This window comes from Microbacterium deminutum, from assembly GCF_039530205.1.
Taxonomy (GTDB): Bacteria; Actinomycetota; Actinomycetes; order Actinomycetales; family Microbacteriaceae; genus Microbacterium; species Microbacterium deminutum.
On the sequence record NZ_BAAAOG010000004.1, the window covers coordinates 57,413 to 71,213 of the forward strand.

The following is a 13,801-nucleotide window of genomic DNA, read 5'->3' on the forward strand; positions in this document are numbered from 1 at the left end:
TGTCCGGTCGTTGAGCGAGCGAAGCGAGTCGAAACGCAGAGACGAAACGCATTCAATCAAGGAGAAACGCATGAAGCTCATCACCTTCGACGGCGGCCGAGTCGGCCGTCTCGAGCTCGAAGAAGGCACCGTCATCGAGCTCGACGTGCCCTCGACCCGCGAGTACTTCGAGCGCGGCGGCGACGTCCGCGAGACCGGTCAGCGCCTCGCGTACGCCGACGTGAAGCTCGAGGCGCCGATCCGCCCGAAGAAGTTCTTCCACACCGCGGGCAACTTCGCCGACCACCACAACGAGCTCGCCGCCGTGGACTGGTCGCACCCCGTGCACAAGGGCATCGTGTTCTTCCAGAACGTCGACGCGATCATCGGCCCGGATGCCGACATCGTCTACCCTGAGGGCCTGACGAAGGAGCTCGACTACGAGCTCGAGCTCGCGATCGTCATCGGCAAGTCGGGCAAGTTCTTCGGGCCCGACGAGGCCGAGGACTACATCGCCGGCTTCACGGTGTTCAATGACATCACCGCGCGCGACATCCAGCGCAAGGAGATGGAGTCGGGCGTCTTCTCGTTCTCGAAGGGGATCGACACCTTCTGCCCGATCGGGCCGTGGATCGTCACCAAGGACGAGGTGCCCGACATGCACGAGCTGCCGATGCAGCTGCGCGTGAACGGCGAGGTGCGCCAGCAGGGCAACACGAACCAGACGCGCATCAAATTCCCGCACCTGGTCGCCTATCACTCGCCGCAGATCTACAGCGCGGGCGACATCATCACGACGGGCACGATCTCGGGTGTGGCGGCGGTGCAGCCGAATCCGTTCGACTTCTACCTGCAGCCCGGCGATGAGATCGAGGCCGAGATCACGGGCATCGGCACCCTTCGGAACAAGGTCATCAGCTGGGAGGAGCGCTACGGCGAGCCGGCCCCGCAGCGGGTCGACTGGTGAGACTGGCCAACCTGGCCGGGCGTGCGGTCATCGTGACGGATGACGGAGCGGTCGACGTCGCCGGGGCTTCGGATGGCCGCTTCGGCCCCGACCCGCAGGCGCTGTTCGACGACTGGCCCGCGTTCGCGGAGTGGGCGGCTGGTCCGGATGCCGGGGCTGCGGCATCCGTCCCCTTCGAGGTGTCCGCGCTCGGCGCTCCGGTGCCGCGGCCGCGCCAGGTCTTCGCGATCGGTCTGAACTACGCCGAGCACGCCGCCGAGGCGGGGTACCCACCGGACTCGATGCCCGTGACGTTCACGAAGTTCCCCTCGTCGATCGTCGGACCCGACACCGTGGTCGAACTGCCTGAGGGCAACGTCGACTGGGAGGTCGAGCTCGTGGTGGCGATCGGCCGCGAGGCGCACAAGGTCGCCCGCGAGGGCGCGTGGGATCACGTCGCCGGGCTGACGATCGGGCAGGACCTCTCCGAGCGCATCACCCAGATGCAGGGCTCGGCCCCGCAGTTCAGCCTGGGCAAGTCGTTCCCGGGTTTCGGGCCGACCGGGCCGTGGCTCGTGACGCCCGACGAGTTCGCCGACCCCGACGATCTCGCGATCTCGTGCGCCCTCTCGGGCGCGCAGATGCAGTCGTCGCGCACGTCGATGATGCTCTACGACGTGCCCGAGCTGCTCGTCCGGCTGTCGGCCGTCTGCCGGCTGCTGCCGGGTGACATCATCTTCTCGGGCACGCCGTCCGGCATCGGCAACCGCCGGACTCCGCCGCGCTTCATCGGCGCGGATGACGTGCTCGTGAGCCGCATCGAAGGAATCGGCGAGCTCGAGACCCGATTCGCCTGACCACACCCGCTCTACAAGGAGGTACAGCAATGACCACTTTCCCCGCCGACGACCCCGACAAGGCCGCATTCACGGGCATCCTGCCTGCCGCTCCGAAGCCGTACGTCCTCGGCAACGGCGAAGGCGAGAAGTCGCTCGTCTTCGACCAGCTGTTCACGATCCTCGCCTCGGGCGACGAGACCGACGACCAGTACGGCTGCTGGACGATGAAGGCGCGCCTCGGCGATCGCATCCCGGCGCATCGCCACTTCAAGACGCACGAGTTCTTCTACGTCGTCGACGGCGAGATCACGGTGTGGATGGACGACGAGTCCGACTACCACAGCAGGACCACGCTCGTGACGGGCGACTTCGCGTTCGTGCCGGCGAACATCGTGCACGCGTTCAAGATCGAGAACACCACGACCGTGTTCGGCGCGGGAACGGCCGGATTCGAGCGGTTCTTCCACGCCATCGGCCAGCCGACGGACCTCACCGAGCCGCAGGGCGTCTACATCCCGGACTTCCCGGTCATGCGCGCCGCGGGCGAGAAGTACTGGACGCAGTTCATGCCCGAATTCCAGTTCCGGGACTGAGTGGCCGGACGCCTGAGCACATGACGCGCGTCATCCGCGACATCCCGTTCGCCTCCGACGCGGGATTCCGACCGCTCTCCCTCGACCTGCACCTGCCGGCAGGGGGTGGCGAGCCGATCCCCACGATCATCGAGCTGCACGGCGGAGGGTGGCTGCGGGGCAGTCGGCGCGAGTTCACGCCGCTGCTGTCGGACGCGGATTCGTTCGGCCGCATCACGGCAGCCGGCTTCGCGGTCGTCGCGGCAGACTATCGGCTGAGCGGTGAGGCGCGCTTCCCCGCTCAGCTCGACGATGTCCGCCGTGCGATCGATTGGGTGCACGGGCCGGGTGCCGAATTCGGGTTGGATGCCGGCCGCATCGTGCTCTGGGGCGGATCGGCGGGTGGCACACTGGCGGCGCTGGTGGGGCTGGAGCCGGCCTCGCGGGTGCGCGGGATCATCGACTGGTACGGCCCCGCGGATCTCCTGGCGATGGAAACGCACACCCGTGCACTCGGCGTCGACGCGCCGGGCGAGTCGCGCGAGGATCGCTGGCTCGGCGGCTGGGTGAGCGACGTGCCGGATGCCGCGCGCGCCGCGAGTCCGGTGAACCATGTGCATGCCGGGTCTGCGCCGTTCCACCTCGCGCACGGCGATGCCGATGATGCCGTGCCGCTCGCTCAGAGCGAGGCGCTGGAGGCCGCGCTCCGCGCGGCCGGCGTGGAGGCGGAGCTCATCGTCGAGCCGGGCGCGGGTCACTTCTGGCGGGATGCCGCGCCCGAGCGCGTCGCCGCGCTGTTCGACCGCGCGATCGCCTTCGCGGCCCGGGTCACCGCCTGACCCCTTCGGGTCGTTGAGCGAGCCGAAGGCGAGACGAAACGCGCCGGACCTCCGGTCACGGTCATTGACACGGAGATGTGTTGCATACAAAACTATGTGGACAACATCGTCGACAGTGGAGTCGCGCATGAGGATCGCCATCATCGGCGCCGGGATCGGCGGACTCGCCGCCGCGCTGAGCCTGCACGCCATCGGCGAGACCGACATCCGGGTCTACGACCGCGTCAGCGAACTTCGTGCCCTCGGCGTGGGCATAAACCTTCTGCCGCACGCGATGCGCGAACTGACCGAACTCGGACTGGCGGACCGCGTCGAGCAGAAAGGCGTGGCGCCCTCGACGCTCGCGTACTTCAACCGCTTCGGCCAGCCGATCTGGAGCGAGCCCCGCGGACGCGAGGCCGGCTACCGCTGGCCGCAGGTCTCGGTCCATCGCGGTGAGCTCCAGCTGGTGCTCGCCGACGCGGTACGCCGGCGGCTGGGCGACGATGCACTCCAGCTCGGACACCGCCTCGTCCGCGTCGAAGAGGGGGCGGATGCCGCAGCTGCGGTCTTCGCGAGGGCCGAGGGCGAGGCATCCGTCGCCGCCGATCTCGTGGTCGCGGCCGACGGCATCCATTCCGCGGTGCGTGCTTCGCGCTACCCCGGCGAAGGTGCTCCGATCTGGAACGGCCTCACGCTGTGGCGCGGCACTGCGCGCGTGCCCGCCTATCTCGACGGCCGCACCATGATCATGGCCGGTGACGGCGAGCAGAAGTTCGTCGCGTATCCCCTCGGCGCCCCGGATGCCGACGGACTCGCCCGCGTGAACTTCATCGCCGAGCGGCGCGGCGTCGGCGCCGAGACGGTGGACTGGAACCTCGCGGTCGACGCGGGTCCGATCGTCGAGCTCTTCCGCGACTGGAGCTTCGCCTGGCTCGATGTGCCCGCACTCATCGCCGCGGCCGACGAGCTGCTCGAGTATCCGATGGTGGATCGCGATCCGATCCCACAGTGGACGTTCGGGCGGACGACGCTGCTGGGGGATGCCGCGCACCCGATGTACCCGAACGGATCCAACGGCGCATCCCAGGCGATCATCGACGCCCGCACGCTCGCATTCCACGTGGCCACCGCCGAGTCGCCCGCCGATGCGCTCGCCGCGTACGAGGCGGATCGACGTCCGGTCACCTCGGAGCTCGTGCTGAGCAATCGGCAGCAGGGGCCCGAGCGCGTGATGCTGCTCGCACACGAGCGGGCGCCGGAGGGCTTCGCCGACATCCACGACGTCATCTCGGCTGACGAGCTCGCCGAGATCTCCGCGGGCTACAAGCGCGCTGCCGGGTTCCATCCGGATCTGCTGAATGAACGCCCCTCCCTGACCGCACCGTCACCCATCCCGCCGTCCCCGACGCCGCCGCGATGAGCGCCGACCTGGATCCTGCCCGGCTGGCGGCGGTCATCTCGCCCCTGCGCCGGGCGCTCCTGGCCGGAGCGCGCGCCGCCGAGCACCTGCCCGAGATCCCCGACGCGCAGATCGAGGTCATCCGAGCGCTGCCGCGAGGCGTGGTCTCGTCGCCCGGCGACCTCGCCGACCGACTGGGCGTGAGCCGCTCCACCGTGAGCAACCTGCTGACCGCGATGGAGGAGCGCGGGCTCGTCGCCCGGCGCCCGTCCGCCGACGATCGTCGGCGCGTGGAGGTGCTGGCCTCGGCGCTTGCCCTGACGCTCTTCGAGCGATTCGACCGTGCCAGCGCGGCGCTCGTCGGCCAGGCCGCGGCATCCCTGCCGACAGCGGATCGGGACGCACTCGCCGTCGCGCTTCCGGCCTTGGAGCACCTGCGTGATGCCCTCGCCGCACAGCGCGGGGCTGCGGCATCCACGGGTCGTCGACGACCCGACCCGAAATCCCCCCAGACCCGCAAGGAGGCGGAATGACCACGCTGCGCCAGCGTCTCACGCGTTCGATCGACGCACGAACCCGGAAGGGCGTCGAGCTCGGCCCGTTCGACATCACGATTCAACGCGATCTGCGCGTGCCCATGGACGACGGGGTCGAGCTGCTCGCCGACCTCATCCGGCCCGTCGGCGCGAGCGTGCCGACGCTGCCCACCGTGCTCATCCGCGGGCCGTATGGCCGCCGAGGCATCCTGGCCGGCTCGGCGCGAGCGCTCGCGTACGAGGGCTTCACGGTGCTCTTCCAGAGCTGCCGCGGCACGTCGGGTTCGCAGGGGCTCTTCACCCCGCAGATCGATGAGCAGCGCGACGGCATGGCCACGATCCGCTGGGTGCGCGCGCAGCCGTGGTTCACCGGCCGGCTGGCGACCTACGGACAGAGCTACATGGGCTACACGCAGTGGGCCGTCGCCGGCCGAATGCAGCGAGAGGATCCCGAGAACGCGCCCGAGGCGCTCGTGCTCGTCACGACGATGCCCGACTTCGGACCCATCACGTGGGACAACGGCGCGTTCGCGCTGCGCAACGCCCTCGGATGGAGCCGCATGATGCACCGGATGCGCCGCGGCGGAATCGCTCTGATCGGTATGGCGCTGCCGGACCGCAAGCTCGACAGGGCGTTCGGCGTCCTGCCGCTGAGCAAGGGCGACTCGGCGGCGACGGGAGAGCAGATCCACTGGTATCAGGACTGGACCCGCTACGAGAGCCTCGAGCACGAATACTGGACTCAGCAGTCCCACACCGCCTCGGTGCCGGATGTCGCAGCCCCGGTCTCGATGATCACCGGGTGGTACGACATCTTCCTGCCCTGGCAGCTGCGCGACTTCGCTCAGCTCGTCGAGGCCGGCCGCTCACCCCGCCTCATCATCGGACCCTGGGGCCACATCTCTCCGGGGATGGGCGAGCCGACCCACGTCGAGAGCATCGCGTTCCTCAAAGAGACCTTCGCCGAAGCCCCTGCGTCGAGGCCGACGCCGGTGCGGGCCTTCGAGACCGGCGCAGACACGTGGCACGACCTCGAGACGTGGCCGCCCCCGGGTTCGGCGGCTGAGGACTGGGTGCTCGCCGCCGGCGGCGGTCTGTCGACGGATGCGGCGACCGGCGGCGTGACGACCTACACGTACGACCCCGACGACCCGACGCCCGCGGTCGGCGGCCCGAGCCTGCTGCCCAAGACCGAGCCGTCCGAACCGACCACGGTCGACAGCTCGCCGAGCTGGCGGAGCCGATCGAAGTCGCTCGCGTCCGGGGCGACGTGCAGCATGCTCGTCATCCACCAGGAGAAGTGCTGCGCCTTCCAGATTCGCCGCAGGGCCGTCTCGGCGTAGGCGTCGATGAGTCGCTCGTCGTCTTCGAGCAGCAGAGCGCGCAGCGCGCGCTCGAGGATGACCACGTCGGCGACGGCCAGGTTCATCCCCTTGGCGCCGGTGGGCGGCACCGTGTGGGCGGCGTCCCCGACCAGCGCCGCGCGCCCGTGACGCAGCTCGTGGGCGACGAAGCTGCGGAACCGCAGCACATCCCGCTGGAAGATCGGACCCTCCTTGAGGTCGACGCCCGGCACCCGCGCCTGCAGCGCCTCCCAGAGCTCGGCCTCGCTCAGCGCCGTCGGATCGACGTCGGGGTCGCACTGGAAGTACATCCGCTGCACGGTGTCGCTGCGCTGGCTGATGAGGGCGAACCCGTCGGGCGAGTTGCTGTAGATCAGCTCCGGTGCGCTCGGAGGTGCTTCGCACAGGATGCCGAACCAGGCGAACGGGTACTCGCGGAAGTATCCGCCCGTCGATGAGCCGGTGACAGCGGACCGTACGACGCTCCGCGATCCGTCGGCGCCCACGACGAAGTCGGCCTCGATGACCAGCGAAGCGCCTTGCGCATCGACGGCGACCACGCGCGGTCGCGCCGTCTCGGCATCCTCGACCCGCTCGGCGGTCACCCCGAACCGCAGGTCCTGCCCGGCGGCCAGCCGTGCCGCGATCAGGTCCTTCAGCACCTCGTGCTGCGGATACAGCCACACCCCGCGACCGACCAGCGCGGCGAAGTCGATGCGGTGCCCCTCGCCGGCGAAGCGCAGCTCGATGCCGTCGTGGCGGTGGCCGACCGTGCGGACCCGGGATGACGCGCCCGTCGCGTCCAGGATCTCGACGGTGCCCTGCTCGAGGATGCCCGCCCGAATGGTCGTCTCGATCTCTTCGCGGGTGCGCTGGTCGATCACGACCGACTCGATGCCGGCCTTTGAGAGCAGGTGCGACAGCAGCAGCCCGGCGGGGCCGGCGCCGACGATCGCGACGCGGGTTCGGACGGTGGCGGTCATGTTCACGTCTCCTTCGACAGGGTTTCCCCATTGTCGCGGCGATCCGCGCGACCTCACTGCCCCGCTCTCATTCAACGGGATGCGGCGTCTTCAGCCGCGGAAGCCGAGAGCCCGCTCGATCTCTCGGGCCGCGCGGTGCAGCTCGACGAGAGCCGGATCGACCGCAGCCTCGCGGGGGAGCACGACCGACAGCGCCGCAGTCACCGTGCCGGTCTCGTCCCGCACCGGCACGGCCACGCCCGTCGCGACGCTCTCGATGTAGCCGGGCGCGACGGCATGCCCGAGCCGCCGCACTTCGGCCAGCTTGCGCCGCAGCACTCCGGCATCCGTGATCGTCTCGGGCGCGACGCGGGCGAGCTTGCCCGCAAGGATCCGCTCCTGCAGGTCGCGGTCGGCGAAGGCGAGCAGAACGAGCCCCGACGAGGAGGCATGCACCGGCAGGCGCCCGGCGATCCGCGTCACGTTCGAGCCCGAGTCGGGGCCGCTCAGCCGTTCGAGGAACAGCGCCTCGTCCTGCTCCAGGATCGCGAGCTGGGTGTGCTCACGGATCCGCGCCTGCACCCGCTCCATGGCGGGCATCGCGAGCTGGCGCAGTCGCAGGGCGTGGGAGGAGCGCGTGGCGAGCTCCCAGAGCCGCAGGCCGATCCGGACGCGCCGGTCGTCGTCGCGTTCGAGCAGACCGGCCTCGATGAGGTCGCCCACGATCCGGTGCGCGGTGGACGGCGGCAGACCGGTTCGGCGTCCGATCTCGGCGGCGGTCTGGACCGTCCGGGTCGGCGTGAAGGTCTCGAGCACGCGGACGATGCGTTCGGTCACCGATTCGCCCGAGTCCGAGTTGGCCATACGTCGAGCATCGCACATTCGCGGCATCCGATTCCCACCCAATGGGAATCAGCGCCTTTCACACCCGCTGGTGGCGCACGATAGCCACACCCCCGTTGTGAGATGGATGTCGAGGGAGACACCGTGACCGAAGACTCAGCCGCCCGCTCCGCCGACGAGGCCTTCTCGTCTTCCGTGGTGCTGGAACAGAGCGCCGCCGCCCCCGAGACGCTGCTCGCCTCGGCGGACATGCCGCCGCAATCTCAGATCAACGACGAGATCGCGCAGTTCCACCGAGAGGCGGGGGAACGCGAGGCAGCGGGCGAGACTGTTCCCGCCACGCTGTACGACTTCCCGCCGTATCGCTCGAGCATCCTGCGGCATCCCACGAAGAACCCTCGGCTCGTCGATCCTGAGACCATCGAGCTCTTCTCGCCCGCGTACGGGCAGCGGGATGTCGCGGCCCTCGAGTCCGACCTCACACTGCAGCACCGCGGCGAGCCGCAGGGCGAGCGCATCACGGTGACGGGCAGGCTGCTCGACAGCTGGGGTCGCCCGCTCGCGAACCAGCTCGTCGAGATCTGGCAGGCGAATGCCGCCGGGAGATACATCCACCAGCGCGACCAGCATCCGGCGCCGCTCGACCCCCACTTCACTGGCGCCGGCCGCACCGTGACCAACGACCACGGTGAGTACTTCTTCACGACGATCAAGCCCGGGCCCTACCCGTGGAAGAACCACATCAACGCGTGGCGGCCCGCGCACATCCACTTCTCTCTGTTCGGGACCGGGTTCACGCAGCGCATCGTGACGCAGATGTACTTTCCAGGCGATCCGCTGTTCGCTCTCGATCCGATCTACAACACGATCCGCAGCCAGCAGGATCGCGAGCGGCTCATCTCGACCTACGACCACGACCTGACCGTTCCCGAGTTCTCGATGGGCTACCGCTGGGACATCGTCGTCGACGGCCCGGACGCGACCTGGTTCGAACCCGGGGGGGAGCACTGACATGACCCACGACACCGCTGCTGCCATCGCCGCGCGCGAGCCGAGGAGCCACGAGGCGACCGCCGGCCAGACCGTCGGACCGTTCTTCGCGTTCGGGCTGAGCTACCCCAAGATGCACGAGGTGGTCTTCCCCCATTCGCCCAGTGCCATCGTGCTGGGAGGCACGGTGTACGACGGCGCGGGGGCCCCCATCCCCGACGCAGTCGTCGAGATCTGGCAGGCCGACTCCGACGGATCAGTGCCCCGAGACCGTGGTGCACGGCGTCGCGATGATCACACGTTCACCGGCTTCGGCCGGTCGTTCACGTCGGACGAGGGGCGCTACGAGTTCTGGACGCGCAACCCCGGGTCGGTCGACGGCGAAGCCCCGTTCTTCGCGGTCGTGGTGTTCGCGCGCGGACTGCCCGACAAGCTGCACACCAGGATCTACCTGCCCGACGACGAGGCGCTGCTCGTCGATGACCCGCTGCTCTCGTCGCTCGACGGGAATGAGCGCGCTACGCTCATCGCGACCCGCACGCCGGAGGGCCATCTCCGCCACGACATCCGGCTGCAGGGCGAGAAGGAGACCGTGTTCCTTGCCTTCTGAGACTCCGCCCGGCGACGCGTTCGACGTGGGGCTGCTGTCCCCGGTGACGGTCGGCCGCGATGAGGTCGTCTCGGATGCCGCCATCCTCGACGCCCTCGTCACAGCCGAAGTCGCGCTCGCACGTGCGTACGGGTCCCTGGGAATCGCACCGGCTGGGGCGGTGGACGCCATCGAGGAATCGCTGGGCTGGATCAACCCCCTGGAGGGATGCCGCGGCCACGGCGTGTCGCCGTCGGCACTGGCCGCGGCGGGTGTCGACGGTGGCAATCCCGTCATCCCGCTCGTCGGACTGCTCAAACAGCGCGTGCCCGCCGACGTGCGCGAGTGGATCCACCGCGGGGCGACGAGTCAGGACATCCTGGATTCCGCACTGATGACCGTGGCGAGACGGGCGGCCGCGCGCGTGGACGGGAACCTCCGCGAGCTGGAGTCGGCGCTCCGCGGCTTCGCGAAGGACGCCCGTGACACCGTCGCGGCGGCACGTACCCTCACCCAGCACGCGGTGCCGACGACCGTCGGCCTGCGCGCGGCGAACTGGCTGCACGGCATTCGTCGTGCGGCCGATCGCGTCGAGGCGGCCTCCGCCGCCCTGCCGGCGCAGCTCGGCGGAGCGGGGGGCACCCTGGCATCGTTCGTGGAGCTCACCGGATCGCCCGACGCGGCGAGGCGACTCGCGGCGCCGTTCGCGGCTTCACTCGAACTGTCGGTCCCCGCCGCGCCCTGGCATACGGACCGCTGGCCCGTCACCGAGCTCGGCGACGCTCTGGTGCGGGCGCTCGACGCGGTGGGCAAGATCGCCGCGGATGTCGCGACTCTCAGCCGCACCGAGATCGGCGAGCTCGCCGAAGGCTCGGGCGGGGGTTCCTCGGCGATGCCGCAGAAGAGCAACCCCGTGGCATCCGTTCTCATCCGCTCCGCCGCGCTCCGCGCACCTCAGCTCGGGGCCACCCTGCATCTCGCAGCCGCGCTCGCGGGCGACGAGCGACCGGACGGCGCATGGCACGCGGAGTGGCCCACGCTGCGCGAACTGCTGCGGCTCGCGCTCGGTGCGACTGCACACGCGACGGCCCTCGTCGAGGGGCTGAAGGTCGACGGCGATGCGGTCGCGCGCAATCTGGCACTCACCCGGGGCCTCATCGTCAGCGAGCGGCTGTCGATCGTGCTCACGCCGATCGTCGGGCGCGAGCGGGTCTCCGCACTCATCGCCGAGGCGTCGGCCGGAGGCGACCTCGCGGCGCTCGTGCGCGCGCTGCCCGAAGCAGCGGATCTCGACGTGGCTGCACTGCTCGACCCTGCGCAGTACACGGGCCTCGCCGGCGTCCTCACCGACGAGGCTGTGACGGAACGCGGGCCCGAGACGGAGCAGCCCGGATGACCGTGCCATCACTTGCGTTCACCGAACCGGTAGGGCCGGACACCGCTCCGCTCCTCGTCCTCGGTCCGTCGCTCGGCACCTCGACGATCCTCTGGGAGAACGTCATCCCGGCGCTCGCCCGCTCATACCGCGTCATCGCATGGGATCTCCCGGGACACGGCGCGTCCGCCCCGGCCCGCGACCCGTTCACGGTGGGGGAGATCGCCGACGCCGTGGCCGACGCCATGGGGTCCGGCCCAGATCGGTCGTTCTATGCCGGGGTCTCGCTCGGGGGTGCCGTCGGACTCGAGCTGCTGCTGCGGCATCCGGCCCTCGTCGACGGCGCCGCGATCGTCGCGTCTGGTGCGCAGATGGGCGAAGCCACAGCATGGCGAGAACGTGCTGCCCAGGTGCGTGCGCAGTCGACCTCGTCGGTGATCGTCGCGTCCGCAGAGCGATGGTTCGCTCCGGGGTCGATCGAGCGCGAGCCCCAACTGTCGGGACGACTGCTGCACGCCCTGCAGGATGCCGACGACGAGAGCTACGCGCTTTGCTGCGAGGCGCTGGCCGAATTCGACGTGCGGGAACGGCTTGGCGAGATCGGCGCGCCCGTGCTCGCCGCGTGGGGCGAGCACGACGCCGTGGCTCCCGAGGCGAAGTCCCTCGAGATCGCGTTCGGCGTCCGCTACGGCACAGCGGTGCGCATCGACGCGGCCGGGCACCTGCCTCCGGCTGAATGCCCCGAGGCGACGACGCGCGCGATCCTCGACTTCTTCGACGGACTGACCCGAATGGAGCACCGATGACACCGGATGCCGGACTCACCGACGGCGAGCGCTACGAGCGCGGGATGACCGTCCGCCGCGAAGTGCTCTCGGACGCCCACGTGGATCGCGCGATCGCCGGCACGACCGAGCTGACCGCGGACTTCCAGGACTACATCACGCGCGTCGCGTGGGGTGACATCTGGTCGCGGCCAGGACTCGACCGGCGCTCGCGGTCGATCGCTGTGCTGAGCACACTCATCGCGCTCGGCCACCACGAGGAGCTCGCGATGCATCTGCGTGCGGCGGTGCGCAACGGTCTCACGATCGACGAGATCCGCGAGGTCATCCTGCAGGGCGGCCTGTACGCGGGCGTGCCGGCTGCGAACACCGCGTTCCGCATCGCCGGTGAGGTGTTCGGCGAGGCGCTGACGGAGGAGTCGCGATGATCGACAAGACGGTGGCGGATGCCGCGACCGCGGTCGCCGGCATCCCCGACGGCGCGACCGTGATGATCGGCGGGTTCGGTCGCGCCGGTCAGCCGGTGGAGCTGATCGGTGCGCTCATCGCGCACGGCGCGCGAGAGCTCACGATCGTGAACAACAACGCCGGCAACGGCGACACCGGGCTCGCGGCGCTGCTGGCGGCCGGGCAGGTGCGGCGGATCGTGTGCTCGTTCCCGCGGCAGCACGACTCATGGGTGTTCGACGGGCTCTACCGGGCGGGCGAGATCGAGCTGGAGATCGTGCCGCAGGGCAACCTCGCCGAGCGGATCCGCGCCGCCGGGGCGGGGATCGGCGCGTTCTTCTCGCCGACCGGGGTCGGCACCGAGCTGGCCGAAGGCAAGGAGGCCCGCACGATCCACGGCCGCGACTACGTGCTCGAGTATCCGATCCGTGCCGACTTCGCGCTGATCAGCGCCCTGAAGGCCGATCGCTGGGGAAACCTCGTCTATCGCAAGACCGCCCGCAACTTCGGCCCGATCATGGCGACCGCCGCGGCGGTGACCGTAGCCCAGGTCGACGAGATCGTGCCGCTCGGGTCGCTCGACCCCGAGACCATCGTGACCCCGGGGATCTTCGTGGACCGGGTGGTCGCGGTGGCGGAGCGGACGTGGCTCGAACACGGCGAGTTCATCGGCGGCGTCGATCTGGAGGGCGTTCCGACGGCGACGACGGGAGGGGACCGATGACGACGCGCATCAGCCGGGAGGACCTCGCGGCCCGGATAGCCGCCGACATCCCCGAAGGCTCGGTCGTGAACCTCGGCATCGGCGCCCCCACCCTGGTGGCGAACTTCCTGCCCTCGGACCTCGAGATCATCCTGCACACCGAGAACGGCATGCTCGGCATGGGCCCGGCTCCGGATGCCGCGCACATCGACCCCGACCTCATCAACGCCGGCAAGCAGGCCGTCACCGAGCTGCCCGGCGCGGCGTTCTTCCACCACGCGGACTCCTTCGGCATGATGCGCGGGGGCCACCTCGACGTCTGCGTGCTCGGCGCCTTCCAGGTGGCGCAGACCGGCGACCTCGCGAACTGGTCGACTGGCGCGCCGGGCGCGATCCCCGCCGTCGGCGGGGCGATGGACCTGGCGATCGGCGCGAAGAACGTCTACGTGATGACGGATCTGCTCACGAAGACGGGCGAATCGAAGCTGGTCGAGGCGTGCACGTACCCGTTGACGGGTGTCGGCTGCGTCACCCGCGTCTACACCGATCACGCCGTGTTCGACGTCACGCCCACCGGGTTCGCCGTGCGCGAGACATTCGGCGACAACACCCCGGAATCCCTGGCCGAGCTGACCGGTTTGGCTTTCGTGAATGCTCCGGAAGGGACCTGAC

At 70.0% G+C, this 13,801-nt stretch carries 15 protein-coding genes and 1 pseudogene; 14 read left to right on the top strand and 2 right to left on the bottom strand.

Features of this window, described 5'->3' with window-relative positions; all coding sequences use genetic code 11:
* The first annotated feature begins 70 nt into the window (after positions 1 to 70).
* From ABD212_RS11835 to ABD212_RS11865, 7 genes and pseudogenes are all read left to right on the top strand, one after another.
* Positions 71 to 946 carry a fumarylacetoacetate hydrolase family protein gene (locus ABD212_RS11835; RefSeq protein ID WP_344094856.1) on the top strand — a complete coding sequence of 292 codons (876 nt, stop codon included), beginning with the start codon at positions 71 to 73 and terminating at the stop codon, positions 944 to 946.
* A complete protein-coding gene (locus tag ABD212_RS11840) occupies positions 943 to 1,782 on the top strand; it encodes a fumarylacetoacetate hydrolase family protein (RefSeq protein WP_344094858.1) in 840 nt (279 codons plus the stop codon). The genes ABD212_RS11835 and ABD212_RS11840 overlap by 4 nt, the downstream gene beginning before the upstream one ends.
* 29 nt (positions 1,783 to 1,811) lie before the next feature.
* A complete protein-coding gene (locus ABD212_RS11845) occupies positions 1,812 to 2,357 on the top strand; it encodes a quercetin 2,3-dioxygenase (RefSeq protein WP_344094860.1) in 546 nt (181 codons plus the stop codon).
* A 20-nt stretch (positions 2,358 to 2,377) separates the two neighbouring features.
* The gene (locus ABD212_RS11850) at positions 2,378 to 3,175 is read left to right on the top strand and encodes an alpha/beta hydrolase fold domain-containing protein (protein WP_344094862.1); all 798 of its coding nucleotides are present in this window, start codon (positions 2,378 to 2,380) and stop codon (positions 3,173 to 3,175) included.
* 127 nt (positions 3,176 to 3,302) lie between these two features.
* A complete protein-coding gene (locus ABD212_RS11855) occupies positions 3,303 to 4,577 on the top strand; it encodes a flavin-dependent oxidoreductase (protein WP_344094864.1) in 1,275 nt (424 codons plus the stop codon).
* Entirely contained in the window at positions 4,574 to 5,089 is a 516-nt protein-coding gene (locus ABD212_RS11860; protein WP_344094866.1) for a MarR family winged helix-turn-helix transcriptional regulator, read from the top strand. The genes ABD212_RS11855 and ABD212_RS11860 overlap by 4 nt, the downstream gene beginning before the upstream one ends.
* 104 nt (positions 5,090 to 5,193) lie before the next feature.
* A pseudogene (locus ABD212_RS11865) lies at positions 5,194 to 6,240 on the top strand (CocE/NonD family hydrolase); the annotation flags it as partial.
* On the opposite strand, the gene ABD212_RS11870 reads toward ABD212_RS11865, so the two are convergent.
* A complete protein-coding gene (locus tag ABD212_RS11870; RefSeq protein ID WP_344094868.1) occupies positions 6,222 to 7,418 on the bottom strand; it encodes a 4-hydroxybenzoate 3-monooxygenase in 1,197 nt (398 codons plus the stop codon). The pseudogene ABD212_RS11865 and the gene ABD212_RS11870 sit on opposite strands and share 19 nt — an antisense overlap.
* Positions 7,419 to 7,508: 90 nt before the next feature.
* Positions 7,509 to 8,261: an IclR family transcriptional regulator gene (locus ABD212_RS11875; protein WP_344094870.1), complete on the bottom strand. Its 753-nt coding sequence runs from the start codon at positions 8,259 to 8,261 to the stop codon at positions 7,509 to 7,511.
* Positions 8,262 to 8,363: 102 nt separating this feature from the next.
* On the opposite strand from ABD212_RS11875, the gene pcaH reads away from it, so the two are divergent.
* From pcaH to ABD212_RS11910, 7 genes are read left to right on the top strand one after another with little or no spacing between them, the layout of a single operon-like run.
* Positions 8,364 to 9,251, top strand: a complete 888-nt coding sequence (gene pcaH / locus ABD212_RS11880; RefSeq protein ID WP_344094872.1) for a protocatechuate 3,4-dioxygenase subunit beta — start codon at positions 8,364 to 8,366, stop codon at positions 9,249 to 9,251.
* A gap of 1 nt (position 9,252) precedes the next feature.
* The gene (pcaG, locus tag ABD212_RS11885; RefSeq protein WP_344094874.1) at positions 9,253 to 9,840 is read left to right on the top strand and encodes a protocatechuate 3,4-dioxygenase subunit alpha; all 588 of its coding nucleotides are present in this window, start codon (positions 9,253 to 9,255) and stop codon (positions 9,838 to 9,840) included.
* Positions 9,830 to 11,215: a lyase family protein gene (locus ABD212_RS11890; RefSeq protein ID WP_344094876.1), complete on the top strand. Its 1,386-nt coding sequence runs from the start codon at positions 9,830 to 9,832 to the stop codon at positions 11,213 to 11,215. The genes pcaG and ABD212_RS11890 overlap by 11 nt, the downstream gene beginning before the upstream one ends.
* Positions 11,212 to 12,000, top strand: a complete 789-nt coding sequence (locus ABD212_RS11895) for an alpha/beta fold hydrolase (RefSeq protein ID WP_344094878.1) — start codon at positions 11,212 to 11,214, stop codon at positions 11,998 to 12,000. The genes ABD212_RS11890 and ABD212_RS11895 overlap by 4 nt, the downstream gene beginning before the upstream one ends.
* Positions 11,997 to 12,407 carry a 4-carboxymuconolactone decarboxylase gene (pcaC, locus tag ABD212_RS11900; RefSeq protein WP_344094880.1) on the top strand — a complete coding sequence of 137 codons (411 nt, stop codon included), beginning with the start codon at positions 11,997 to 11,999 and terminating at the stop codon, positions 12,405 to 12,407. Before ABD212_RS11895 ends, pcaC begins: the two co-directional genes overlap by 4 nt.
* Positions 12,404 to 13,150 carry a 3-oxoacid CoA-transferase subunit A gene (locus ABD212_RS11905; protein WP_344094882.1) on the top strand — a complete coding sequence of 249 codons (747 nt, stop codon included), beginning with the start codon at positions 12,404 to 12,406 and terminating at the stop codon, positions 13,148 to 13,150. The genes pcaC and ABD212_RS11905 overlap by 4 nt, the downstream gene beginning before the upstream one ends.
* Complete coding sequence (locus ABD212_RS11910; RefSeq protein ID WP_344094884.1) at positions 13,147 to 13,800, top strand: 3-oxoacid CoA-transferase subunit B; 654 nt, start codon at positions 13,147 to 13,149, stop codon at positions 13,798 to 13,800. Before ABD212_RS11905 ends, ABD212_RS11910 begins: the two co-directional genes overlap by 4 nt.
* Position 13,801: the final 1 nt, after the last annotated feature.